At 61.4% G+C, this 25,225-nt stretch carries 22 protein-coding genes and 2 pseudogenes; 11 read left to right on the top strand and 13 right to left on the bottom strand.

Annotation, left to right across the window (positions count from 1 at the left end; translation table 11 throughout):
• Positions 1 to 48 precede the first annotated feature (48 nt).
• Positions 49 to 2,895, top strand: coding sequence for an RNA polymerase-associated protein RapA (gene rapA, locus PSH84_RS11270; protein WP_122566806.1), 2,847 nt, complete (start codon positions 49 to 51; stop codon positions 2,893 to 2,895).
• A 595-nt stretch (positions 2,896 to 3,490) separates the two neighbouring features.
• Here the strand turns inward: rapA and PSH84_RS11265 are convergent.
• From PSH84_RS11265 to PSH84_RS11245, 5 genes are all read right to left on the bottom strand, one after another.
• Positions 3,491 to 3,631 carry a hypothetical protein gene (locus PSH84_RS11265; RefSeq protein ID WP_163006771.1) on the bottom strand — a complete coding sequence of 47 codons (141 nt, stop codon included), beginning with the start codon at positions 3,629 to 3,631 and terminating at the stop codon, positions 3,491 to 3,493.
• A 168-nt stretch (positions 3,632 to 3,799) separates the two neighbouring features.
• Complete coding sequence (locus tag PSH84_RS11260) at positions 3,800 to 4,642, bottom strand: cache domain-containing protein (RefSeq protein WP_305482903.1); 843 nt, start codon at positions 4,640 to 4,642, stop codon at positions 3,800 to 3,802.
• Between the two features lie 245 nt (positions 4,643 to 4,887).
• Positions 4,888 to 5,760 carry an ATPase gene (locus PSH84_RS11255; protein ID WP_122566808.1) on the bottom strand — a complete coding sequence of 291 codons (873 nt, stop codon included), beginning with the start codon at positions 5,758 to 5,760 and terminating at the stop codon, positions 4,888 to 4,890.
• A 106-nt stretch (positions 5,761 to 5,866) separates the two neighbouring features.
• A complete protein-coding gene (locus tag PSH84_RS11250) occupies positions 5,867 to 6,859 on the bottom strand; it encodes an NAD-dependent epimerase/dehydratase family protein (RefSeq protein ID WP_305482901.1) in 993 nt (330 codons plus the stop codon).
• Between the two features lie 42 nt (positions 6,860 to 6,901).
• A complete protein-coding gene (locus tag PSH84_RS11245) occupies positions 6,902 to 7,810 on the bottom strand; it encodes a LysR family transcriptional regulator ArgP (protein WP_305470055.1) in 909 nt (302 codons plus the stop codon).
• Between the two features lie 97 nt (positions 7,811 to 7,907).
• On the opposite strand from PSH84_RS11245, the pseudogene PSH84_RS11240 reads away from it, so the two are divergent.
• From PSH84_RS11240 to PSH84_RS11225, 4 genes and pseudogenes are all read left to right on the top strand, one after another.
• A pseudogene (locus PSH84_RS11240) lies at positions 7,908 to 8,511 on the top strand (LysE/ArgO family amino acid transporter).
• Positions 8,512 to 8,686: 175 nt separating this feature from the next.
• Positions 8,687 to 9,283: a superoxide dismutase gene (locus tag PSH84_RS11235; RefSeq protein WP_122566812.1), complete on the top strand. Its 597-nt coding sequence runs from the start codon at positions 8,687 to 8,689 to the stop codon at positions 9,281 to 9,283.
• A 293-nt stretch (positions 9,284 to 9,576) separates the two neighbouring features.
• A pseudogene (locus tag PSH84_RS11230) lies at positions 9,577 to 11,629 on the top strand (putative bifunctional diguanylate cyclase/phosphodiesterase).
• A gap of 271 nt (positions 11,630 to 11,900) precedes the next feature.
• A complete protein-coding gene (locus PSH84_RS11225) occupies positions 11,901 to 13,244 on the top strand; it encodes an imelysin family protein (protein ID WP_122566814.1) in 1,344 nt (447 codons plus the stop codon).
• Between the two features lie 573 nt (positions 13,245 to 13,817).
• Here PSH84_RS11225 and PSH84_RS11220 read toward each other — a convergent pair.
• The 4 genes from PSH84_RS11220 to PSH84_RS11205 form a co-directional block, all read right to left on the bottom strand.
• A complete protein-coding gene (locus tag PSH84_RS11220; protein ID WP_122566815.1) occupies positions 13,818 to 15,053 on the bottom strand; it encodes an RNA polymerase sigma factor in 1,236 nt (411 codons plus the stop codon).
• Complete coding sequence (locus PSH84_RS11215; RefSeq protein ID WP_305482899.1) at positions 15,053 to 15,529, bottom strand: SRPBCC family protein; 477 nt, start codon at positions 15,527 to 15,529, stop codon at positions 15,053 to 15,055. Before PSH84_RS11215 ends, PSH84_RS11220 begins: the two co-directional genes overlap by 1 nt.
• Before the next feature lie 27 nt (positions 15,530 to 15,556).
• The gene (locus tag PSH84_RS11210) at positions 15,557 to 15,901 is read right to left on the bottom strand and encodes a YciI family protein (protein WP_003198606.1); all 345 of its coding nucleotides are present in this window, start codon (positions 15,899 to 15,901) and stop codon (positions 15,557 to 15,559) included.
• 67 nt (positions 15,902 to 15,968) lie between these two features.
• Positions 15,969 to 16,403: a YybH family protein gene (locus PSH84_RS11205; RefSeq protein WP_122566817.1), complete on the bottom strand. Its 435-nt coding sequence runs from the start codon at positions 16,401 to 16,403 to the stop codon at positions 15,969 to 15,971.
• Between the two features lie 141 nt (positions 16,404 to 16,544).
• On the opposite strand from PSH84_RS11205, the gene PSH84_RS11200 reads away from it, so the two are divergent.
• Both PSH84_RS11200 and PSH84_RS11195 read left to right on the top strand, forming a co-directional pair.
• Complete coding sequence (locus PSH84_RS11200) at positions 16,545 to 17,030, top strand: GNAT family N-acetyltransferase (protein ID WP_122566818.1); 486 nt, start codon at positions 16,545 to 16,547, stop codon at positions 17,028 to 17,030.
• 35 nt (positions 17,031 to 17,065) lie between these two features.
• Positions 17,066 to 17,671, top strand: a complete 606-nt coding sequence (locus PSH84_RS11195; RefSeq protein WP_122566883.1) for a pyridoxamine 5'-phosphate oxidase family protein — start codon at positions 17,066 to 17,068, stop codon at positions 17,669 to 17,671.
• Between the two features lie 11 nt (positions 17,672 to 17,682).
• Here the strand turns inward: PSH84_RS11195 and PSH84_RS11190 are convergent, their stop codons facing one another.
• Both PSH84_RS11190 and PSH84_RS11185 read right to left on the bottom strand, forming a co-directional pair.
• On the bottom strand, positions 17,683 to 18,171 hold the full coding sequence (locus PSH84_RS11190) for a GyrI-like domain-containing protein (RefSeq protein WP_122566819.1): 489 nt from the start codon (positions 18,169 to 18,171) through the stop codon (positions 17,683 to 17,685).
• Positions 18,172 to 18,250: 79 nt separating this feature from the next.
• Positions 18,251 to 18,913, bottom strand: a complete 663-nt coding sequence (locus PSH84_RS11185) for a LysE family translocator (protein ID WP_122566820.1) — start codon at positions 18,911 to 18,913, stop codon at positions 18,251 to 18,253.
• Between the two features lie 208 nt (positions 18,914 to 19,121).
• On the opposite strand from PSH84_RS11185, the gene alaC reads away from it, so the two are divergent.
• On the top strand, positions 19,122 to 20,339 hold the full coding sequence (gene alaC, locus PSH84_RS11180; RefSeq protein WP_060738844.1) for an alanine transaminase: 1,218 nt from the start codon (positions 19,122 to 19,124) through the stop codon (positions 20,337 to 20,339).
• A 168-nt stretch (positions 20,340 to 20,507) separates the two neighbouring features.
• Here alaC and PSH84_RS11175 read toward each other — a convergent pair whose 3' ends face one another.
• Positions 20,508 to 21,860, bottom strand: a complete 1,353-nt coding sequence (locus tag PSH84_RS11175) for a GntP family permease (protein ID WP_122566821.1) — start codon at positions 21,858 to 21,860, stop codon at positions 20,508 to 20,510.
• A gap of 91 nt (positions 21,861 to 21,951) precedes the next feature.
• A complete protein-coding gene (locus PSH84_RS11170; RefSeq protein WP_305482897.1) occupies positions 21,952 to 22,485 on the bottom strand; it encodes a gluconokinase in 534 nt (177 codons plus the stop codon).
• Between the two features lie 216 nt (positions 22,486 to 22,701).
• On the opposite strand from PSH84_RS11170, the gene gntR reads away from it, so the two are divergent.
• The 3 genes from gntR to PSH84_RS11155 all read left to right on the top strand — a co-directional run bounded on the left by gntR (position 22,702) and on the right by PSH84_RS11155 (position 25,156).
• Positions 22,702 to 23,733, top strand: coding sequence for an HTH-type transcriptional regulator GntR (gene gntR / locus PSH84_RS11165; protein ID WP_305482895.1), 1,032 nt, complete (start codon positions 22,702 to 22,704; stop codon positions 23,731 to 23,733).
• 157 nt (positions 23,734 to 23,890) lie between these two features.
• Positions 23,891 to 24,445, top strand: a complete 555-nt coding sequence (locus PSH84_RS11160; RefSeq protein ID WP_305482893.1) for a hypothetical protein — start codon at positions 23,891 to 23,893, stop codon at positions 24,443 to 24,445.
• A gap of 291 nt (positions 24,446 to 24,736) precedes the next feature.
• A complete protein-coding gene (locus PSH84_RS11155; RefSeq protein ID WP_305470044.1) occupies positions 24,737 to 25,156 on the top strand; it encodes a GNAT family N-acetyltransferase in 420 nt (139 codons plus the stop codon).
• Positions 25,157 to 25,225 lie beyond the last annotated feature (69 nt).

Genomic DNA, 25,225 nt, shown 5'->3' with positions numbered 1-25,225 from the left:
ATCCTTCCGTTAAGATAACCGGCTTTTTCAAGGCGGGAGTCAGGCAGCATGGCGCAGCAGTATCAACCGGGGCAACGCTGGATCAGTGACAGCGAAGCCGAGCTGGGTTTAGGCACCGTTCTGGCACAGGACGGCCGCTTGTTGACCGTGCTCTATCCGGCCACTGGCGACACTCGCCAGTACGCGCTACGGAATGCGCCACTTACCCGTGTACGGTTTTCGCCGGGCGATGTGATCACTCACTTCGAAGGCTGGAAGATGACCGTGCGCGAAGTCGATGACGTCGATGGGCTGCTGGTCTACCACGGCCTCAACGGGCAGAACGAAGTCGTCACCCTGCCCGAGACCCAACTGTCGAACTTCATCCAGTTCCGCCTGGCCAGCGACCGTCTGTTCGCCGGCCAGATTGACCCGCTGGCCTGGTTCTCCCTGCGTTACCACACCCTGGAACACACCAGTCGCCAATTGCAGTCTTCGCTTTGGGGCCTGGGCGGCGTACGTGCCCAGCCGATTGCCCACCAATTGCACATTGCCCGTGAAGTGGCCGACCGCATTGCGCCGCGGGTATTGCTGGCCGACGAAGTGGGCCTGGGCAAGACCATCGAGGCCGGCTTGGTCATCCACCGTCAATTGCTGTCCGGCCGCGCCAACCGCGTCCTGATCCTGGTGCCGGAAAACCTCCAGCACCAGTGGCTGGTGGAAATGCGCCGGCGCTTCAACCTGCAGGTCGCACTGTTCGACGAAGAACGCTTCATCGAAAGCGATGCCAGCAACCCGTTCGAAGACACCCAACTGGCCCTGGTGGCGTTGGAGTGGCTGGTGGACGATGAAAAGGCCCAGGACGCGCTGTTCGCCGCTGGCTGGGACCTGATGGTGGTCGACGAGGCCCATCACCTGGTGTGGCACGAAGACCAGGTCAGCCCGCAATACGCCCTGGTCGAGCAGCTTGCCGAAACCATCCCGGGCGTACTGCTGCTGACCGCGACTCCGGAACAACTGGGTCAGGACAGCCACTTCGCCCGCCTACGCCTGCTGGATCCGAACCGCTTCCATGATCTCAAGGCCTTCCGCGCCGAGAGCGAAAACTATCGCCCGGTGGCCGAAGCCGTGCAGGAGTTGCTGGACAAAGGCCGCCTCTCGCCTGAAGCCCACAAGACCATCCACGGCTTCCTGGGCAATGAAGGCGAAGCATTGCTGACCGCTGTCAATGATGGCGATGTCGAAGCCAGCGCCCGCCTGGTGCGCGAATTGCTGGACCGCCACGGCACTGGCCGCGTGCTGTTCCGCAACACCCGCGCCGCCGTGCAAGGCTTCCCCGAGCGCAAGCTGCATGCCTACCCTCTACCCTGCCCGGCCGAATACCTCGAATTGCCGTTGGGCGATCACGCCGAGCTGTACCCGGAAGTCAGCTTCCAGGCCCAGCCGGACGCCAGCGAAGAAGAACGCTGGTGGCGTTTCGACCCGCGGGTCGAGTGGCTGATCGACACCCTGAAGATGCTCAAACGCACCAAGGTGCTGGTGATCTGTGCTCACGCCGAAACCGCCATGGACCTGGAAGACGCCTTGCGCGTGCGCTCCGGCATTCCGGCCACGGTGTTCCACGAAGGCATGAACATCCTGGAGCGTGACCGCGCGGCGGCCTATTTCGCCGACGAAGAGTTCGGCGCCCAGGTGCTGATCTGCTCGGAAATCGGCAGTGAGGGTCGCAACTTCCAGTTCGCTCATCACCTGGTGCTGTTCGACCTGCCGTCCCACCCGGACTTGCTGGAGCAGCGCATCGGCCGTCTGGACCGGATCGGCCAGAAACACGTCATCGAGCTGCATGTGCCTTATCTGGAAACCAGCCCGCAAGCGCGGCTGTTCCAGTGGTATCACGAAGCCCTGAACGCTTTCCTCAACACTTGCCCGACCGGCAACGCCTTGCAGCACCAGTTCGGCCCGCGCCTGCTGCCCTTGCTGGAAGAAGCCGACGATGGCCAGTGGCAAGCGCTGATCGATGAAGCCCGTACCGAACGCGAGCGCCTGGAAGCCGAGTTGCACACCGGCCGCGACCGTTTGCTGGAGCTCAACTCCGGCGGCGCCGGTGAAGGCGATGCGCTGGTGGAAGCCATTCTTGAACAGGATGATCAGTTTGCCCTGCCTATCTACATGGAAACCCTGTTCGACGCATTTGGTATCGACAGCGAGGACCATTCGGAAAACGCGCTGATCCTCAAGCCGAGCGAAAAAATGCTCGACGCCAGCTTCCCGCTGGGCGACGACGAAGGCGTGACCATCACCTACGACCGCAACCAGGCGCTGTCGCGCGAAGACATGCAGTTCATCACCTGGGAGCATCCGATGGTGCAAGGCGGCATGGACCTGGTGCTGTCCGGCTCGATGGGCAACACCGCGGTGGCGCTGATCAAGAACAAGGCGCTCAAGCCCGGCACCGTGTTGCTGGAACTGCTTTATGTCAGCGAAGTGGTCGCCCCGCGCTCGCTGCAACTGGGCCGCTACCTGCCGCCGGCCGCCCTGCGCTGCCTGCTGGACGCCAACGGCAACGACCTGGCCGCCCGGGTTTCGTTCGAAACCCTGAACGACCAACTCGAAAGCGTGCCCCGCGCCAGCGCCAACAAGTTCATCCAGGCCCAGCGCGACCAGCTCACGCCACGGATCAATGCCGGCGAAGAGAAGATCGCCCCGCGTCACGCCGAACGCGTGGCCGAGGCCCAGCGCCGCCTGGCCGCCGATACCGACGAGGAACTGGCCCGCCTGACCGCCCTGCAAGCGGTCAACCCGACCGTGCGCGACAGTGAACTGGTGGCCCTGCGCCAACAGCGCGAGCAAGGGCTGGCGATGCTTGAGAAGGCGGCGTTGCGGTTGGAGGCGATTCGGGTGTTGGTGGCTGGGTGATTTTGGCTGGGGGGCCGGCTGTGGTGCTTTTATCGGGTGTATATCCGTTGCTGCGGTAACGGCGGCTTAGGGTTCCGCCCTTACGGCGGGTCACTTTCGAAAAGCCCGGAAGCCGGCCCAGTCGAAAGTAACCAAAGCGCTTCTGCCCCACCACGAGGCGGCCTGATAGCCGATCTGGTTCTTGGTGGGACCGCGTTTCTCCTGTGGGAGCGAGCTTGCTCGCGATGATGGCAGCAAATCCAACGCCTCTGTAACTGAACGACCGCTATCGCGAGCAAGCTCGCTCCCACATTGGATCTTCAGTGGTCACAGAATTCATGTGAGCCGCAGTACTTCTGTGGGAGCGAGCTTGCTTGCGATGATGGCAGCAAATCCAACGCCTCTGTAACTGAACGACCGCTATCGCGAGCGAGCTCGCTCCCACATTTGATCTTCAGTGGTCACAGAATTCATGTGAGCCACAGTACTTCTGTGGGAGCGAGCTTGCTCGCGAAGAGGCCGGCACATCCAACATCCTCATCGACTGACACTCCGCTTCGCGAGCAAGCTCGCTCCCACAGGAGAAACGCGGTCCCACCAAGAACCAGGTCGGCTATCAGGCCGCCTCGCTTTTGTTTTTGATCTGGGGCGCCCCGTTAACCACGATGGCCGAACGCAGGCATTGCGCAGTGGGCACCTCGGCATGGATGCCGAGGTAGCCGCGCTGGGCCATGGATGGCCCTTCGCGGCGGCCCACGGAGCAATGCCTTCGTTCGGGCACACCGAGCCTAGGCGAGGTGCCGAGTGGTGGGGCAAAGCGCTTTTGGTTACTTTTGGCGCTCTTCCAAAAGTGACCCGCTGTAAGAGCGGAACCCTAAGTAGCCGTTACCGCAGCAACGGATATACACACCAAACGAAGCCCCCCTCAAGGACTGTAATACCCCACCGCCACCAGAAAATGCCCAACCTTCTTCAAATACGCATGCTTGTCCTCAACCTTCCCGGTCACCGGATTCTTCCAGCGATACTCATACTCCCCCACATCCTGCTTGCCGATCATGGCCAGGATCGGCTCCCCAACCGGTTTGCCATCCGGATCCTTGACCCTGGAAAAGTCAGTATTGATCAAACGCAAATTGGTGCCATGACCGACATAGCGCCGGGTATCGAGGTCGACGACAAAGACATACAAATCATCCTGCAGATAACCGCCCTTGAGTGAGTTAACCGCCGTCAGCGTGGCTTTCTCGTTTTTCAGCAGGTCACTCGAGGCCTTGTCCAACAGCGCCCTGGCCTGTTCGGCGGAAGCACGTGGCAGGTAGTAGCCGACGGCCAGGATTCGCTCACCAACACGCTGGAAATACACATGTTTGCGCTCGACCTTGCCGTCCGCCCAGTTCTGCCAACGGTACTCAGCTTGCTGGATGCCACTGGCCTCGGGGGTTTTCAAGGCGTCCTTGAAGGCTTTGCGCAAATCCGGCCCCAGCACCTCGGACACGTCCCGCCCGATCAACGCCGAGGACGGCCCGCCGCTGGCGAGCATCACACCCTGGGTATCCACCACGAACACGTAGCGATCCTTGTCGACAAATTCCCCTTGGCGACTGAAGGCGGCAAAGGCTTTGTCGCCGTTGTCGTGGTAATAGGCCAAGGCCTTCTCCAGCAGCGCCCGGGCTGCCTGGCCATCGTCAGGTGTCGCTGCATGAACGGGGGCTAGCCCCAACATAAGCATTGCGCCCAGCCAGGCCATCCTGTGAAAAAAAACCATGCGTGCGCCCCTCGTTCTTGTTGGTGTTTCAAGAGCGTAGACGGCGTGGGGTGATGTTGGAGTATTCAGGGGATTGCTGGAGAGTGTGGTGAGTCAGTGAGTATTGGTATTGATTGACAGGACGCCATCGCGAGCAAGCTCGCTCCCACACTGGACCGCGTTTCCTGTGGGAGCGAGCTTGCTCGCGATGGCGGCGGCACATTCAAGCGCGACGCCCCATCGCGGGCAAGCTCATGCCTACCGGCCTATTGCCCAGCGCTAAGTTGCTGCTGCAAGTTCTGGATCTGCGCCTGCAGGGTGTTGATATTACGGGTGACCTGGCCGCGGAAGGCGTCGAACTCGGCAGTGTTGCCGCCCTTGTCCTGCTGGCTCTTGAGCACGATCACGTCCTGCTCCAGGCGGTCGATGGCAGAGTTGGAGGTGGCCCTTTTAAGGGCGGTGATGTCGGCACCGATGCTCTTGAGCTGGGCATCCAGGGCACCACCCTCGCCCTGGCCTTTCAGGGCGGTCACTTCAGCCGCCAGCGCTTTGACCTGGGTTTGGAGCTCCTTGTTGGAAGCCTGTAGCTGAGTGTTGGTGTTCTGCTGCTCAGAGGCCTGGGCAATGAGCTGGGCCAATTCCTTGTCCAGGTCAGCGGACGGACCGAACGTGGCTTGCTGCTGTTTGTACTGCTCCACCAGCTTGTTGTCGAATTGCCGCCCCTGCTCCTGCAGCTTGTTCTCCAACTGTTTGATCTGCAGCTTCAAGGCTTCACTGTCGCTCATGACGTTGGACTGCCCGGCGACCACCTTGCCGGAAATGTCCTGCAAGCGACCCGCCGCATCCTCACTGATCCGGGCAAAGCTTTCCTGAGTCGCTACCAGTTGCTGCTCCATCAGGGAAATCTGCTGGAAGCTCCACCAGGCCAGGAAACCGAATGCACACAGCAGCGCGCCGACCAGTGCCCACAGCGGCCCGGTGCTGGGCCCCTTGACCTTCGCCACGCCAGCGGGCGCCGGGCGCGCTTGCACGTGGGGCTGGCGGTTGGGCATGAAATCATCGTCATCGGGAATGTCGGCCCGCATCCGCAGGCTCGGTACATCATCGAAGTCGTCGTTGGCATCGTTACGCATGGGCATGGTTCGACCTTTGGGAAACCGGTAATGGCTTGATGCGGCGAGTATAACCCTCTCGCCCGCCGCACCGATTGACCCCGAACCGGGCACTCGGTTCATGATGGGCCGATCAGCGGCCGTCTTGGACCTTCCACCAAGCGCAAAATTCATCGAGCGCCGTCCACAGGCTGACCTGCGGATCGTAATCGAGATAATGCCGGGCCCGGCTGATGTCCAGGGTGAAATTTTTGTTCATGACCTGCATGCCCAGGCGCGACAGCGTCGGTTCGGGGCGACCCGGCCACAGCTTGCAGACACCTTCATTCAGCGCCGCGACGCTGTAAGCCAAGCCGTAGGAACGATAACGTCGGACCTGTGGGACTTCCATCTCGCGCATCACATAATTGACCACATCCCACAGCGGAACCGGTGCGCCGTTGCTGATGTTGTAGGCCTTGCCCAAGGCTGAATCGGTGGCCAGCAGACTGCTGAGCAACGCTTCGTTGAGGTTCTGCACACTGGTGAAATCCACCTTGTTCAACCCGTTGCCAACGATGGCCAGTCTTCCCTTGCGCTGCATTTTCAACAGGCGCGGGAAAATGCTCATGTCACCGGCACCGGTCACGAAGCGCGGACGCAGGGCTAGCACTTCGAGGCCGAACTCCTGGGCGCCGAAGACTTTCTGCTCGGCCAGGTACTTGGTGGCAGCATAAGGGTGCTTGAAGCGCTTGGGCACCTGTTCTTCGGTCAACCCGAGGTGGTCACGGCCGTCGAAGTAAATGGACGGCGAGGACAGATGAACCAGGCGACGTACCTTCTGCTTGAGACAGGCCTCGACGACATTTTCCGTGACCTGGACATTGCCCTGGTGGAAATCCTGGTAGCGGCCCCACAGCCCCACGGAGCCGGCACAATGCACCACGGCCTCGACATCCAGGCACAGGTCGCGGGCCAGCAGCGGGTCGCTCAGATCGCCTTGGACGAACTGCGCACCGCGTCGCACCAAATGTTCCACACTCTCGGCCCGGCGACCGTTGACCCGTACATCCAGGCCCTGCTCCAGGGCGAAACGCGCAAAGCGCCCGCCAATGAAGCCGCTCGCGCCGGTGACCAAAATCTTCATGCATGCTCCTAAAAATCAGATTCGAGCTACAAGCCACAAGCTTCAAGCCAGACGCTTTTCACTTACCGCTTGCAGCGTGCTGCTTGCCGCTGCGATCAATCGCTCGGTCAATAAGCCGAGCAACTGCCCACCATTGCGCCAATGATGCCAGTACAGCGGCACATCGATCGGTTTATCTGCCAACAATTCCACCAGCACGCCTCGTTCCAGCTGTTCGCGCACCTGCAGCTCCGGCACCAACCCCCAGCCCAATCCCGCTTCGGCAAGACGGATGAAACCTTCGGACGAGGGGCACAAATGATGCTCGAAACCACCCTCCACGCCCACGGATGCGAGGTAGCGGTGCTGCAGGAAATCATCCGGACCAAACACCAATGCCGGCGTGCGGGCCAGTTGATCGGCCCGCACGCCGTCGGGAAAGTGCCGGGCGATGAAGGCCGGACTGGCCAACGCCCGGTAGCGCATCGCCCCCAGCAACACGCTGCGAGCACCCGCCACCGGGCGTTCGCTCGCGCAGACACAGGCCGCCACTTCTCCGGCGCGCATGCGCTTGAGGCCGACGGTCTGGTCTTCCACCACAAGGTCGAGTAACAGCTGATGCTCGGCGCAGAAATCACCGACGGCCAGCGCCCACCAGGTCGCCAGGCTGTCTGCGTTCAAGGCGATACGCAGCCGCTCCGGCAACCCCTCTTCATCCAGCGCCGGTACCAGGCTTTGCAAGTCGCGTTCGAGCAGCCGCACCTGTTGCACGTGGTTGAGCAACCGTCGGCCGATTTCCGTCGGCGCCGGCGGTGTGGCACGCACCAGAACGGGCTGGCCGACACGCGCTTCCAGCAGCTTGATCCGCTGGGAAATAGCTGACTGCGACAAGCCCAGCACTTGGGCCGCGCGCTCGAAACCGGCCTGCTCGACCACGGCAGCCAGAGCAGAGAGCAATTTGTAATCGAACATCAGTTTTCCTAATGAGCAATCAGCAATATTGGTTTTTCTTATACATCCAGCCACAGGAGAATGGCCAGCAATTCATCAACTGACCGGGGATAAAACGATGTGGCAAAGCTATGTGAACGGGCTCTTGGTGGCCCTCGGGCTGATCATGGCCATCGGCGCCCAAAACGCATTTGTGCTGGCCCAGAGCCTGCGCCGCGAGCATCACTTGCCGGTCGCGGCGCTGTGCATCGCCTGTGACGCCCTGTTGGTCGCCGCCGGGGTTTTCGGTCTGGCGACCTTGCTGGCCCAGAGCCCATTGCTGCTGTCGATAGCCCGCTGGGGCGGCGCGGCGTTCCTGCTCTGGTACGGCAGCCTGGCCTTGCGTCGGGCCTGCTCGAAGCAGAGCCTGCAACAGGGTGAAAACCAAGCCGTGCGCTCGCTACGGGCGGGTGTTGCTCAGCGCGCTGGCGGTGACGCTGCTCAATCCCCACGTCTACCTCGACACCGTGCTGCTGATCGGCTCACTCGGCGCCCAGCAGAGCGTGCCCGGCGCTTACGTGGTGGGCGCGGCCAGTGCCTCGCTGCTGTGGTTCCTCACCCTGGCCATCGGCGCGGCATGGTTGGCCCCGTGGTTGGCCCGTCCAAGCACCTGGCGGATCCTGGACCTGCTGGTGGCGGTGATGATGTTTACCGTGGCGGTGCAATTGATTGTCACCGGCTGATTATTCCAAACCGCTCTGGAACCTCTATTCCACACAGTTGTTGCGTGGTTATGCCGCACCCCCGGTGCTATGATCCGACTCCTGCGCCGCAAAGAGTACAAACTCCCCGGCGCTAGTCTGGCCGCCCGTGATCGGCCTTGCGCTCACCGCAACTGACCTGATTAGGAGAATCACCATGGCTTTCGAATTGCCGCCGCTGCCCTACCCACACGATGCACTGCAGCCGCACATCTCCAAAGAGACTCTGGAATACCACCACGACAAGCACCACAACACCTACGTCGTGAACCTGAACAACCTGGTGCCTGGCACCGAGTTTGAAGGCAAGACCCTGGAAGAAATCGTCAAGACTTCCTCGGGCGGTATCTTCAACAACGCCGCTCAGGTCTGGAACCACACCTTCTACTGGAACTGCCTGGCACCAAACGCCGGCGGTCAACCAACCGGCGCGCTGGCCGAAGCCATCAATGCAGCCTTCGGTTCGTTCGACAAGTTCAAGGAAGAATTCAGCAAGACGTCCATCGGCACCTTCGGTTCCGGCTGGGGCTGGCTGGTGAAAAAAGCTGACGGTTCCCTGGCCCTGGCCAGCACCATCGGTGCCGGTAACCCGCTGACCAACGGCGACACCCCGCTGCTGACCTGCGACGTGTGGGAACACGCCTACTACATTGACTACCGCAACGTTCGTCCGAAATACGTCGAAGCGTTCTGGAACCTGGTCAACTGGAAGTTCGTCGCCGAGCAGTTCGAAGGTAAAGCCTTCACTGCCTAAGCTCGATGCCAGACCAAAGAAACCCGGCGCCGTGCCGGGTTTTTTTTGCGCGGCAAATTGACCGCGGGCAAGATATCTCGCGCCTGGAACTCAAGAAAAAATCCTGACAGGCCTCAAGTTACGGTGCCTTTCAACCGACACAATGGTCGTAGAGCAATCACTCTGGAAAAAACGTATATCGGTCAGGTTTCAAGCGAAAAACCTTGTGTTTGATTGTCCCTTTGACTGACATCACAGGATTGCCAATACTCATGGCAACTTGACGCTACCCGCACGGAACAAGGAACCACTCTTTGAAGCTGGAACTCAAGAACAGCTTGTCTGTGAAGTTGCTCCGGGTCGTGCTCCTCTCGGCATTGATCGTTGGCGTGGTCTTGAGCTGCGCCCAGATCGTGTTCGATGCCTACAAAACCAACCAGGCCGTCGCCAGTGACGCCCAGCGTATCCTCGACATGTTCCGCGATCCGTCGACCCAGGCCGTCTACAGCCTGGACCGGGAAATGGGCATGCAAGTAATCGAGGGCCTGTTCCAGGATGAAGCTGTGCGCATGGCGTCCATCGGCCATCCCCGCGAAACCATGCTCGCCGAAAAAACCCGGCCCTTGCAGCACTCCGAAAGCCGCTGGCTGACCGACCTGATCCTGGGCAAGGAACGCACCTTCACCACGCAACTGGTGGGACGAGGCCCCTACAGCGAATATTACGGCGACCTGAGCATTACCCTCGACACCGCCACCTACGGCGAAGGTTTCATCGTCAGCTCGGTGATCATCTTCATCTCCGGGATGCTGCGGGCCCTGGCCATGGGCCTGGTGCTGTACCTGGTCTATCACTGGCTACTGACCAAGCCGTTGTCGCGGATCATCGAGCACCTGACCGAAATCAACCCCGATCGCCCCAGCGCGCACAAGATCCCGCAGTTGCGCGGCCACGAGCAAAACGAGCTGGGCCTGTGGATCAACACCGCCAACCAACCTGCTCGAATCCATCGAGCGCAACACGCACCTGCGCCACGAAGCGGAAAACAGCCTGCTGCGAATGGCGCAGTACGACTTTCTCACCGGCCTGCCCAACCGCCAGCAACTTCAACAGCAACTGGACAAGATCCTGGTGGACGCCGGACGCCTGCAACGTCGGGTGGCGGTGCTGTGTGTAGGGCTGGATGATTTCAAGGGCATCAACGAACAGTTCAGCTATCAGACCGGCGACCAGTTGCTGCTGGCCCTGGCCGATCGACTGCGGGCCCACAGTGGCCGGCTCGGAGCACTGGCGCGGCTGGGGGGCGACCAGTTCGCCCTGGTCCAGGCCGACATCGAACAGCCATACGAGGCCGCCGAACTGGCCCAGAGCATCCTCGATGACCTGGAAGCGCCGTTCGCCATCGACGATCAGCAAATCCGCCTGCGGGCTACCATCGGCATCACCCTCTTCCCTGAAGACGGCGACAGCACCGAGAAACTCTTGCAGAAAGCCGAGCAGACCATGACCCTGGCCAAGAGCCGCTCGCGCAATCGCTATCAGTTCTACATCGCCAGCGTCGACAGCGAGATGCGCCGTCGTCGCGAACTGGAGAAGGACCTGCGCGAGGCTCTGGTCCGCGAGCAATTCAGCCTGGTTTACCAGCCACAGATCAGCTACCGCGACCTGCGGGTGGTGGGCACCGAAGCCCTGATCCGCTGGCACCATCCCGAGCACGGCCTGGTCCCGCCGGACCTGTTCATTCCCCTGGCCGAGCAGAACGGCACCATCATCGCCATCGGTGAATGGGTGCTGGACCAGGCGTGCAGGCAATTGCGCGAATGGCACGACCAGGGTTTCCTCGACCTGCGCATGGCGGTCAACCTGTCGACGGTGCAACTGCACCACGCCGAGCTGCCGCGGGTGGTGAACAATCTCCTGCAGATGTACCGGCTGCCGCCGCGCAGCCTGGAGCTGGAAGTCACCGAGACCGGCCTGATGGAAGACATCACCACCGCGGCCCAGCACTTGCTGAGCCTGCGCCGCTCCGGGGCGCTGATTGCCATCGATGACTTCGGTACCGGCTATTCGTCCCTGAGCTACCTCAAGAGCCTGCCGCTGGACAAGATCAAGATCGACAAGAGCTTCGTCCAGGACCTGCTCGACGACGAAGACGACGCAACCATCGTCCGGGCCATCATCCAATTGGGCAAGAGCCTGGGGATGCAGGTCATTGCCGAGGGCGTCGAGACGGTCGAGCAGGAAGCCTACATCATCGCCGAGGGCTGCCACGAAGGTCAGGGGTACTACTACAGCAAACCGCTGCCGGCCCGGGAATTGGGCCTTTACCTGAAGCAGGCCGAGCGCGCCAAGGTGTCCATCATCTGATTCCTCTCCCATCTGCTACGTCCCTGTAGGAGCTGGCGAACCCTGCGATCCTTTGATTTTCGCTTGAGACTCGAGCGACAAGGGAAAGATCGCAGCCTCGCTTCGCTCGACAGCTCCTACGGACGCCGCCGAAACGGGGTGATCTGCATCATTAAATAAGAAATATTTACAACCATAACCCTTTACACATAATGCAAATCTTTCGCATTATGTCGCAGTTTTTGCGCACCCTCGCGCCTTTCCCATCCATCACCGAAGCAGGATGTTCGCCATGATTCGTATGCCCCTGGCTACCGCCAGTCTGCTGGCCATCGCTATTTCCCTCGCCGGTTGCGGCGAAGGCAAAGACAAGGCCGCCGCGCCGCAAGCGCCAACGCCGGCCGCCAGCACCGCGGCACCGGTCGCCCCTGCTGCCGCCGGCAAAATCGACGAAGCCGCCGCCAAGGCCGTTGTCGCGCACTATGCCGACATCGTCTATGCCGTCTACAGCGATGCCGAATCCACTGCGAAGACCCTGCAAACCGCCGTCGACGCGTTCCTGGCCAAGCCGGACGCCGAGACCTTGAAAGCCGCCAAGGCTGCCTGGGTCGCCGCACGCGTGCCGTACCTGCAAAGCGAAGTGTTCCGCTTCGGCAACACCATCATCGACGACTGGGAAGGCCAAGTGAACGCCTGGCCCTTGGATGAAGGCCTGATCGATTACGTCGACAAATCCTACGAGCACGCCTTGGGTAACCCGGGCGCGACCGCCAACATCATCGCCAATACCGAAGTCCAGGTTGGCGAAGACAAAGTCGACGTCAAAGACATCACCCCGGAAAAACTCGCCAGCCTGAACGAGCTGGGCGGTTCCGAGGCCAACGTCGCCACCGGCTACCACGCCATCGAATTCCTGCTGTGGGGCCAAGACCTCAACGGCACTGGCCCGGGTGCCGGCAATCGCCCTGCTTCGGATTACCTGGAGGGCGCCGGCGCCACTGGCGGCCACAACGACCGTCGTCGTGCGTACCTCAAGTCCGTGACCCAACTGCTGGTCAATGACCTGCAGGAAATGGTTGGCAACTGGAAGCCGAACGTGGCCGACAACTACCGCGCCACCCTGGAAGCCGAGCCGGCCGAAAGCGGCCTGCGCAAGATGCTGTTCGGCATGGGCAGCCTGTCCCTGGGTGAACTGGCGGGCGAGCGTATGAAGGTGTCCCTGGAAGCCAACTCGCCAGAAGACGAGCAGGATTGCTTCAGCGACAACACCCACAACTCGCACTTCTACGATGCCAAGGGCGTGCGTAACGTGTACCTGGGCGAATACACCCGCGTCGACGGCAGCAAGATGACCGGCGCCAGCCTGTCGTCCCTGGTGGCCAAGGCCGACCCGGCCGCGGACACCGCGCTCAAGGCCGACCTGGCCGACACCGAAGCCAAGATCCAGGTCATGGTCGATCACGCCAACAAGGGTGAGCACTACGACCAACTGATCGCCGCCGGCAACACCGCTGGCAACCAGATCGTGCGCGACGCCATCGCCGCACTGGTCAAGCAGACCGGTTCGATCGAACAGGCTGCGGGCAAACTGGGCATCAGCGACCTGAACCCGGACAGCGCTGATCACGAGTTCTGATCAACACCGGCTGGCTGAGGGTTAACGCAGCCAGCCAAGCCACAAAACCTGTGGGAGCGAGCTTGCTCGCGATGGGGGTCTATCCGTCGACATTGATGTTGGCTGGTCCACCGCTATCGCGAGCAAGCTCGCTCCCACAGTGGTTTCTGGCGTTTTCGAAAATGCGCGATCAGCCATCAATTCCCTTGTGGGAGCGAGCTCGCTCGCGATGGGGGTCTATCCGTCGACATTGATGTTGGCTGGTCCACCGCTATCGCGAGCAAGCTCGCTCCCACAGTGGTTTCTGGCGTTTTCGAAAATGCGCGATCAGCCATCAATTCCCTTGTGGGAGTGAGCTTGCTCGCGATGAGGGTTTATCCGTCGACATTGATGTTGGCTGGTCCACCGCTATCGCGAGCAAGCTCGCTCCCACAGTGGTTTCTGGCGTTTCGAAAATGCGCGATCAGCCATCAATTCCCTTGTGGGAGCGGGCTTGCTCGCGATGGGGGTCCATCAGTCGACATTGATGTTGGCTGGTCCACCGCTATCGCGAGCAAGCCCGCTCCCACAGGAGTTTCGTCGTTTGGTGGCTCATCACTGCAACCCCGCAAGCCGCCCTTCGATAAACCGCCGTTCCGGCAATTGCTGCGTCAACTCAAGCGCGCGTCGATACGCCGCCCTCGCCTCGTCCAATCGTCCCAATTGGCGACAGAATTCTGCCTGCGCCGAGTAGGCCAGGTGATAGTCGAGTAACTCCCCACGCCCCAGAATCGCCTCGACCAGGCGCAAGCCTGCTTCCGGCCCGTCGCGCTTGGCCAGGGCGGCGGCGCGGTTGAGTTCGATCACCGGCGACGGCACGGCACGCAGCAGCACATCATAAAGCCCGACGATCTGGGGCCAATCGGTCTCCTCGGCGGTCGGCGCTTCGGCATGCACCGCCGCAATCGCCGCTTGCAGGCAGTACGGCCCGAACCGCCGGGTCTTCAGCGCGGCTTCCACCAGCGCGCAGCCCTCGGCGATCAGCTCGGCATCCCACAAGGATCGCGCCTGTTCATCCAGCAGGATCAGCTCACCGGTCGACGACGTTCGCGCCGGTCGCCGGGATTCGTGCAGCAACATCAACGCCAGCAACCCCATGACCTCGGCCTCGGGCAGCAACTCCATCAGCAGACGCCCGAGACGGATGGCTTCGCGGGTCAGGTCTTCGCGGGTCAGCTCGGCGCCCATCGAGGCCGAATACCCTTCGTTGAATACCAGGTAAATCACCCGCAGCACGCTGTCCAGTCGCTCCGGCAGTTCCGCGCGGGACGGCACCTGATAGGGGATCCTGGCATCGCGAATTTTCGCCTTGGCCCGCACGATGCGCTGGGCAATGGCCGCAGGGGCGGCGAGGAACGCCCGGGCGATTTGTTCGGTAGTCAGGTCGCAGACTTCCCGCAGCGTCAGGGGCACTTGGGCATCCGCCGCCAGGGCCGGGTGGCAACAGGTAAAAATCAGCCGCAGGCGATCGTCTTCCACGTCTTCGTCACTCCACTGGCCCTGCTCCAGCTCTTCGAGCTGGGCGATCAACATCGGTCGGGACGCAGCGAAACGCGCGCGGCGACGCAAACTGTCGATGGCCTTGAAGCGCCCGGCAGACACCAGCCAGGCCCGCGGGTTGTCCGGTACACCGTCGCGCTGCCAGCGCTCGACCGCAATGAAAAAGGCTTCGTGCAAGGCTTCTTCCGCGAGATCGAAGTCCCCCAGCAGGCGAATCAGCGTTGCCAGGATCCGCCGCGAGTCTTGCCGATAAACCTGCTCGACCCGCGCCTTGACCGTTTCGACCGACATCAGTCGGGCATGCCTTGGGTAACCAGCGTCTCAAGCCGGTCCAGACTCTGGCCCCAGCCGTCATGGAAGCCCATGGCTTCGTGTGCCTGGCGATCCTCCTCGCTCCAGTGCAGCGCCCGGGCGGTGTAACGGGTCTTGCCGTCCACCTCTTCCAGCAGCACTTCAGCGGTCATGAAGGCCTTGCCGGAGGGTATCCAGCCAGGCAGAAACGCATCGGTGAAGACCAGGCGCTGCGGGGCAAAAATTTCCAGGAACACGCCCATGGTCGGGTATTCACTGCCATCGGGGGCGCGCATCAGGGTGCGAAACTGACCGCTGACCCACAGGTCCATTTCGCACTCCGGCGTGGTCATGCCATGGGGCCCCCACCATTGCGCCAGCAAGTCCGGCTCGGTCCAGGCGCGGAAGATCTTCTGGCGCGGGGCGTCAATGACCCGGCTGATGGATAACGCGTAAGGGGCAGCTGTAAGGTTCATGAATGAAATCCTGTTTGTGATTGTTGTTCAGGGGTTCAGTTGGCGTACCGGTCGTACTTCGACACAGCCGACCCGGGCCGCCGGGATATTGCCAGCGACCTGGATGGCTTCGTTGAGATCCTTGGCGTCGATCAGGTAGAAGCCCGCCAGTTGCTCCTTGGTCTCGGCGAATGGGCCGTCGGTGATCGACAGCTTGCCGCCGCGCATGCGCACCGTGGTGGCGGTCTGTACCGACTCCAACGCCTCGGCGGCCAGCATGCGCCCACTGCCCTGGATCGATTCGGCATAGGCCATGCACTCGGCGTCCTCCGGGCTGTCAGGCGAGTTGTGCAGCGTGTGTTCGTTGCTATACACCAGGCATAGGTACTTCATGGAAGGCTCCGTGATCGGACTGATCAACTATGGACGGCAGAATGACGCTCGGCGAAAAAACCGACGATCAGGGTTGCAGGTCGAACAGCGCCGTCCCGGCCATCGGGTCGAATGGCGCGGACCAATGTTCGTGGACGATCCGCCATTGTCCGGCTACGCGCTGGTAGCAGGCCGTCACACGCATCCAGCAGGCCTGTTCCTCACCTTTTTCGTTGGTACCGCCGCAATAGGCCAGCCAGTGGGCGAAGGCGATGTTGTCGGCCGGGGTGATCTTGACCTGATGGAAATCGAACTTGTGCGGGCCGGGGCACATTTCCATACAGGCTTGCCAATGGGCCCGGTAGGCGGCCTTGCCCTTGAATTGCAAGGCTTGGATGGCATCGAACGAGACAATGTCCTCGTCATAGAGCGCCATGACTTTTTCGACGTCCTTGGTCATGACGGCTTGGCGATAGGTGTCGATCAGGGTCTGGATTTCGGTTTCAGTGGCTTGGGTATTCATGGTGATTCTCCGCAGTTTTTTGTTGAAGACACCCTTTGTCGTTTGGAGAAACAGCGAATCGACAATCCAACAAAAATAATTCAAAGAAAAAAATTCGCTAGAATCCAGGTCCTCTTCTGCCGGCAAACAACGGACGTTTTTGTGACCCCTCAGCTCGTCCCCTACGAAGACCTGACCGCGCTGCAACGCGAACAGGTCAGCGCCATCGAAATCCACCCCGAACAGATCAAGTTCGCCGGCGATATCCATGGCGCCCTGCACATGCTGCTGTCCAAGCCCGGCCCGGGGGTCAAAGGCTTTGCGTTATTGGCTGAAGAGGTGCCGGTAGCCTTCCTGCTGCTCAAGCGCCCGCCGGTACTGCCCGCCTGGGCCAACGAACACAGCGCCACCCTGCATGCCTTGCAAGTCGACCATCGGGCCCAAGGCAAAGGCTATGGCAAGGCCTGCCTGCAGGCGTTGCCCGCCGTGGCACGAGCCGCCTGGCCGGAAATCCGTGGCCTGGAACTCTCGGTCGACGCCGACAACGACTTGGCCATCGGCCTGTACACCCGGCTGGGCTGGGTCGACAGTGGCGAAGCCTACAAGGGCCGCATCGGTTATGAGCGGCGGATGGGGTTGGTGTTTTGATAGAACTTGCCCAATAGACTCAGGATGAATGGATGATGTTGACGTCGATTGAACAGTTGGAAGCCCTTTATGGCCTGCCCCACGAACGGGCAGTGCGTAAACAGATCCCCTTCCTGAACGAGGATTATCAGGCGATGATTCGGGCTTCGCCGCTGGTGGTCATCGGTTCGGCAGGGCCCGATGGCCTCGATAGCTCGCCCCGGGGCGATGTGCCGGGTTTCGTGCAGATCCTCGACGAGCGTACCCTGGCCTTGCCGGATCGTCCCGGCAACAACCGCATCGACACCTTGCGCAACGTTCTGCACGATCCGCGGGTATCGCTGCTGTTCCTCATTCCCGGGATTGGCGAGACCTTGCGGGTCAACGGTGCCGCCCGGATCAGCGCCGAACCCGCACTGCTGGAGCGCTTTGCGGTCAACGGCAAGCCGGCCCGCACGGTGTTGCTGGTGTCGGTCGAAGCGGCGTTTTTCCATTGTTCCAAAGCCATCGTGCGCTCAGACCTGTGGAATCCGGCTCGCCACCTTGAACGCTCGGCCCTGCCCAGCGCCGGGGCAATCCACAAGCGCTTGAATGATGGGCAGTTCGATGCCGAAACTTACGACCGTGAAGCGCCCGCACGGGTGCAGGCCAGCCTGTACTGAAGCCGTGGCGGTCAACTCGGTTTGAGCGGGATCCAGATCTCCAGGGTGCCTTGGCCGGTCCTGGGGTTGAAGTCTTCGCTGTAGCGTTCGAATTCCGGTGTGCAGGCCCCTTTGTGGCCGGACTGCGGTAGCCACTCGTTCCAGATGTATTGGAAGGTTTGCGGCAGTGTCTTCAGCGGGCCCCTATGTTCGAACACGGCGTAGTGCCCGGACGGGATTTCGATCCAGCGGTATTGGTCCGGCAAATCGTCGAGCCGGCTGATTTCCACGCCAGCGATGTATTCGAACCCACCCTCCTCGTCCGGGTTGCAACACACGCCGTAGGTCACTTCATCTTTCTGCCCTGGCACCTTGCCGAGCCAGGGCAGGAACTTTTCCCAGAGCAAAGGGATGTCTTGGGCGGTGTCCTGGGTAAACCGAGCACCAAAGCCGGCGATGAGCTGAAAACGTCCCTGTTCAAAGCGTGGTACGGTTGTGTAATCGCGTTTGGGCTTTTCCATGCGGCAACACTCCAGCAAAACGTGAAGTCGGGCTTGGCAGTATAGAAGCCAAACCGTGATTGCCAGGCCGTTTCGCTTGTCAGATGCCCGGCAGGGCGCCGGTGACGGCTTTCCCTACAAACTCGTTGTAACCAGAAACAATCACGTACACCGCGAAATAGCAGAAGATCGCGGCGGATGCCCAATAGGAATACCGCAACAGTTTATCTCCCAACAGTTTGCCGCCCTGGGTCGCCGCCAGGCATAAGGCCGCGCACCACAGCAGCCCGGCGCAGAGAAAACCACTGAGGAACAGCGCCGAGCTGAGCAAGGTTCCGCCGCCCGAACGGGCGATCAGCGTGCCGCCCACCGCCGCGAACCAGAGGATGGCGCTGGGCGATGACATGGCCAGGAAAATCCCGCGAAAGAACTCCTGGCGCGATGAGTTGCCCTGCACTTCGCCGGCCTCGGCCAGTACCGCGCTGTGATAGATCGCCGAGTGGATCATTTTCGCCGCGAAGTACAGCAACAACACCGAGCCGCCGACCCACAGCACCCAGCGCACCGCTTCGTATTGCAGCAGTACGGTCATGCCGGCCAGGGCCAGGACCGCGTAGACCAGGTCGCCCACGCAGGTGCCCAGGCCCAGGGCGAAACCCTGGAAGTAGCCGCGCTGCATCGCCAAGGTGATCATCGCGATATTGGCCACGCCAATGTCCAGGCACAGGGAGAGACTCAGCAGGAAACCGCTGGAAAATTCCATCATTCATTCCGTTCGATTGGGGTGCGGCGAATTCAACTGCCCGCCGCCGTCGTTGATGGCTGTGCGGCGAGGTCGACAGTGTCGTCGAAAATAGTTGCGCGCCGCTACTGGACAATCCGACATGCGCCCGATTATCTTGCGCCGCAGGCCACCGCAGTGGCCAACGTCGCTCGGACGGTTCCGGGCGCTCACGTATCTCGAGGCAACAATGGCCGAACAAGGTTCGCCGCGCCGCTTTGCGCGCATCGATCGACTCCCCCCGTATGTATTCAATATCACTGCCGAGCTGAAGATGGCTGCGCGTCGGCGCGGCGAAGACATCATCGACTTGAGCATGGGTAACCCCGACGGCGCCACGCCCCCGCACATCGTGGAAAAACTGGTCACCGTCGCCCAGCGTGAAGACACCCACGGCTATTCCACCTCCAAAGGCATCCCGCGCCTGCGCCGCGCTATTTCGCGCTGGTACAAGGACCGCTATGAGGTGGACATCGACCCGGAAACCGAAGCCATTGTCACCATTGGCTCCAAGGAAGGCCTGGCCCACCTGATGCTCGCGACCCTGGACCAAGGCGACACGGTGCTGGTGCCCAACCCCAGCTATCCGATTCACATCTACGGCGCGGTGATCGCCGGCGCCCAGGTGCGTTCGGTGCCGCTGGTGCCAGGGGTGGATTTCTTCGACGAACTGGAGCGGGCCATCCGCGGCTCGATTCCCAAGCCGAAGATGATGATCCTCGGCTTCCCCTCCAACCCCACTGCCCAGTGCGTGGAGCTGGACTTCTTCGAGCGGGTCATCGCCCTGGCCAAGCAGTACGACGTGCTGGTGATCCACGACCTGGCCTACGCCGACATCGTCTATGACGGCTGGAAAGCCCCGTCGATCATGCAAGTACCCGGCGCGAAAGACATCGCGGTGGAGTTCTTCACCCTGTCCAAGAGCTACAACATGGCCGGCTGGCGCATCGGTTTCATGGTGGGCAACCCGGAACTGGTCAACGCCCTGGCGCGGATCAAGAGCTACCACGACTACGGCACCTTCACCCCGCTGCAAGTGGCCGCCATCGCCGCCCTCGAAGGCGACCAGCAATGCGTGCGCGACATCGCCGAGCAATACCGCCAGCGCCGCAATGTGCTGGTCAAAGGCCTGCATGAACTGGGCTGGATGGTGGAAAATCCCAAGGCCTCGATGTACGTCTGGGCGAAGATTCCCGAGGCCTACGCGCACCTGGGTTCGTTGGAATTCGCCAAGAAGCTGCTGGCCGAAGCCAAGGTCTGCGTCTCGCCAGGGGTGGGGTTCGGGGAATATGGGGACGATCACGTGCGCTTTGCGCTGATCGAGAACCAGGACCGGATTCGCCAGGCGGTGCGTGGGATCCGCGGGATGTTTCGGGCGGATGGGTTGGTAAGCAAACCTAACGCTTGAGACAAAACCATCGGTGGGAGTTGGATCCCACCTTGGATCTACTGATCACCAGAAACCAATGTGGGAGCGAGCTTGCTCGCGATAGCGGCATAACAGTCAGCGAAGGTATCGACTGTCAGTCCGCCATCGCGAGCAAGCTCGCTCCCACAGTGGGTTATGCGTTGTTGCTTAGACCACCAGCGACAGCAGCAGGATAAAGATCAACCCCACCACCGACAGGATGGTTTCCATCGCGGTCCAGGTCTTGAAGGTCTCGGCCACGGTCATGTTGAAGTACTGCTTGACCAGCCAGAAGCCCGCATCGTTGACGTGGGACAGGATCAACGAACCGGCACCGGTCGCCAGCACCAGCAGCTCACGGTTCACACCCGGCATCATCCCCACCACCGGCACCACGATCCCGGCACCGGTAATGGTCGCCACCGTCGCCGAACCCGTCGCAATCCGAATCACTGCCGCCACCAGCCAGGCCAGCAGAATCGGCGAGATCTGCGCACTCACCGCCATGTGACCGATCACATCACCCACGCCGCTGGTGACCAGCATCTGCTTGAAGCCACCACCGGCACCGATGATCAGGATGATCGCGGCGGTCGGCGCGAGGCTGGCGTCCAGCCATTTGAGCATTTGGCTGGAACCGATGCCCTGCTTGTAGCCGAAGGTGTACAGCGACAGCAACAGCGCCAACAGCAAGGCCGAGATCGGGTGGCCGATCATGTCCATCCAGACACGGAAGAGATTGCCGTCCGGCAGCGCTACGTCAGCAAAGGTCTTGAGCAGCATCAGGAACACCGGCGACAGCACGGTGATCAGGGTGATGCTGAAACTTGGCAGCTCGGCAGAGTTCGTCTCGCGGGCCAGTTGGTCCACCAGCTCCTGGTTAGGATGGCCGGGGATGTGCTTGGCAATGAACGTACCGAAAATCGGCCCGGCAATGATGGCGGTCGGCAGCGCGACGATCAGGCCGTAAAGAATGGTCTTGCCAATATCAGCGCCAAATATGCCGATCGCCAACAGCGGCCCCGGGTGCGGCGGCACCAGGCCGTGGACTGCGGAAAGGCCGGCCAGCAACGGAATACCGATCTTGATGATCGACACGCCGGTGCGACGCGCAACGATGAACACCAGCGGGATCAGCAGTACGAAGCCGATTTCGAAGAACAGCGGGATGCCCACCAGGAACGCGGCGAACATCATGGCCCACTGCACCTTGTCCTTGCCGAAAGCGCGGATCAGGGTCTGGGCGATCTGATCGGCCCCGCCCGACTCGGCCATCATCTTGCCGAGCATCGTGCCCAGCGCCAGGATGATGCCGACAAAGCCCAGCACGCCACCGAAGCCGTCCTGGAACGCCTTGATGATGGTGCCGGTCGGCATGCCCGACGTCAGGCCGAGGAACGCGGCGGCGATGGTCAGTGCAATGAACGGGTGGAATTTGAACTTGGTGATGAGGACGATGAGTCCGATCACCGTGACCACTGCATCTAGCAGTAGGAACGTCTCGTGGGACATGCCGAACATGGGAGGTGTCTCCTGATTTGTTGTTGTTATTGAAGCAGTTATTGATGAGCCGTCGGGACAGCGCTATCTTTCTGACGCAAATTTTTGAAACTCAGCTGGCAAGCTTCAAACCGTGGGCCAACCACCAGACGTAAGCCTGCTGTGCCAGTTCGTCAACGCTGTGGCTGGACGCGTCCAGAGCCAGGGTCAGGGGCTCGCCGACAGGGGATTCAAGGGTGGCGAACTGGCTGTCGATCAGGGTCGACGGCATGAAATGGCCGGGACGGTGGGAAACCCGGTCGGCAGCCACTTCGGGGGTCAATTCAAGGAATACGAAGCCCAGGCCCGGCAAGGCGCTGCGCAGACGCTCGCGATAACTGTGCTTGAGGGCCGAGCAGGTCAGCACCGGGCGCTCGCCCGTGGCGTCGACACGGCGCAACTCGTCGCACAGGCTGTCAAGCCAGCCGGCACGGTCGTCGTCGTTCAAGGGGATACCGGCGCTCATCTTCTGGATGTTGGCCGCGGGGTGGAACGTGTCGCCTTCGATGGCGGTGGCGCCGCTCAATTGGCACAGGGCCTGGCTGACGCAAGTTTTGCCGCAACCGGCAACGCCCATGATGACCAGGGCGGTGATGGGATTGTTCATGTAACACCTCAGCGCGCAGACAGCGCTACCTTTGCCAGTTATGACACCGCAGCAAAAGCAGAAGTTGCCGACGCCTTCTTGTCATTTTTGTGGTTGCAGCATGTTCGTTCACGACACCAACGGACGGGGGATCAGGCAACCCTCGCTCACGCATTTGCAGCGGCGTCGAGACAGCGCTACCTTAGTACCTTGATTTTTGTTTGGCAAGCCGCCCTGATGACCGCCTCTAAAAACGATAAGAATACTCGCACCACCGGTCGCCCTACGCTCAATGAAGTCGCACGCCTGGCCGGTGTCAGCCCCATCACCGCCTCCCGTGCCCTGCGTGGCGTCAGCACCGTCGCCGCAGAGCTGGTGGAAAAAGTCCGCCAGGCCGCCATGGAACTCAACTACGTCGTCAATCCCGCCGCCCGCGCCCTGGCTTCGGCCCAGAGCCATTCGGTGGTGGTGCTGGTGCCGTCGCTGTCCAACCTGTTGTTCATCGACACCCTGGAAGCCATTCATCGGGTGCTGCGGCCCAAGGGCTTCGAAGTAGTGATCGGCAACTACCACTACTCCCGGGACGAGGAAGAAGACCTGTTGCGCAACTACATGGCCTATCAGCCACGGGGCTTGCTGCTGACCGGTTTCGACCGCACCGAAAGCGCCCGACGCATGATCGAGGCCAGCAACATTCCGTGCGTGTACATGATGGAACTGGACCCCGGTGCCGGGCTCAACTGCGTCGGTTTCTCCCAGCTCAAGGCCGGCGAAACGGCGGCCGAGCACTTGATTTACAAGGGCCGCAAGCGCCTGGCCTACATCGGCGCGCAACTGGATCAGCGCACCCTGCTGCGCGGCGAAGGCTTTCGTCGCGCCCTGCAAAACGCCGGGTTGTACGATCCAGACCTGGAAGTGCTGACACCGCGTCCATCATCGGTGGGCCTGGGTGGCGAATTGTTCCTGCAATTGCTCGACAGCCACCCGGACGTCGATGCGATCTTCTTCGGCAACGACGACCTGGCCCACGGCGCCTTGTTCGAGGCATTGCGCTGCGGCATCAAGATCCCCGAGCAGGTCTCGGTCCTGGGCTTCAACGACCTGCCCGCCTCGGCCCACATGGTGCCGCGCCTGAGCAGCATCAGCACCCCAAGGGAAGCCATCGGCCGCCGCGCCGCCGAACAGATGCTGACGCTGATGGCCGGCAACCGCATCGCCCAACCGGTGGTGGACCTGGGCTTTGAACTCAAGGTTCGCGAAAGCACCTGAGCGCACGCTCAAGCGGTCGATCCATGCCGTCCGACGGCAAGGGTTGGCCGCCCCACTCGCCACGCACTTGTCCACAGCCCTTGGAATATGGCCCTCGCAGCGACGGCATGGGAATTGCTCCTGCCCATCCCTCAGCCATTACCTACAGGTGTTCATCATGTTGGTCAGTGCCAAACAGCAAGCGATGGTCTTGCCACTCAAACGCCCGGGCGAGGATCCCACCGCCGAAGCCGCCAGCGGCCTGCAAAGCGCCGCGTTGCAGGCGTTGCGCGATAACGTCCAGGCCCAGGCCAGCCAGGGCAGTGCCCAGGTCCAGGATTCCCTCACCCGACAAGCCACGCAGCAGGTCAACGCTGCCACCGCCATCAGCGACAAGGTGGATGAGGCGTTCGCCAAGACGCGCGTGCACTTGCAGACGGTCGCCTCGACAGCGTCCGAAGAGGCCAAGAACATTGGCAGTTCCGCATTGGCGCAATTCAAGGACTACATGAGCAAGACGCCTGAAGAGCGCCTGCGCGACAGCATTCTCGAAGAGATGGGCATTACGGAGGAGGAGTTCGAGGCAATGCCACCCGAGAAGCAGATGGCGGTCAGCCAAGAGATCGCCCAACGCATGCAGGACAAGTCAGCGATGGCACAAGTGGAAAAGGCCCAGGAGAGTCGCACGGACGACAACGCCTCGGCCACGGACATGTTTCTCGCCTCACTTTGAGCCTCGGCACATCACGAAGCGTTTGAGCTGGGGTGACCACCCCAGCTCAAACCGGAGGCCCGCCGAGGCGCTACCGGCTCAATGACCGAACAGGTTCACCTTCTTGGTTTTTTTGTCGGCGCGCTTTTCATCGGCAGTCTTCGCCGGTTTTTTCTTTGCCGCTTTTTTTGAATCCATGCCTTTGGCCATGATACGTACTCCAGTCATACGGGATGTGAAGTCTGGTATACACCTATCGCCGCACTCGCGTTCTTTTATAATCGCCCTCCTCTTATCGCCCACGATCCTGCCATGCCTGAAATCCATTACGCCGCGCTCGAAGCATCGCTTTGGCCGCTGATGAACAAGTTCTATCGCGCCCACCAATCCTCGATGAAAGCCGTGCGTGACGCGCAGCTTTGGGTGGCGCGGCGCGATGAGATCGTCGCCGCCCTGTGCCTGCGGCCGGTGTCGGGCGGGCATTGGTTGACGGGGTTGTTCGTCGACCCGGCGTACCGCGTACAGGGCGTTGCAGCGCGGTTGATCGCCGAGGCGGTGAAAGACGTGGACGAGCCTGTGTGGCTGTTCTGCCACCCGGACTTGCGTGGTTTTTATGAGCGGCGCGGTTTCAGCTTCAATCCTGAACTGCCCTATGCGATGGCTGAGCGTCTGAGCCGGTATGCGCGTAGCAAGCCGATGATTGCGATGGGGTTGGTGCCCACAAAACCCTGAGATCAACGCAGCCCACTGTGGGAGCGAGCTTGCTCGCGATTGCGGTGTGTCAGCCACATGGATGCAATT

It is taken from the genome of Pseudomonas beijingensis (assembly GCF_030687295.1).
Classification (GTDB): domain Bacteria; phylum Pseudomonadota; class Gammaproteobacteria; order Pseudomonadales; family Pseudomonadaceae; genus Aquipseudomonas; species Aquipseudomonas beijingensis.
The sequence above is the reverse complement of the archived record's forward strand: the minus strand, read 5'-3'. Positions and strand labels throughout refer to the sequence as shown.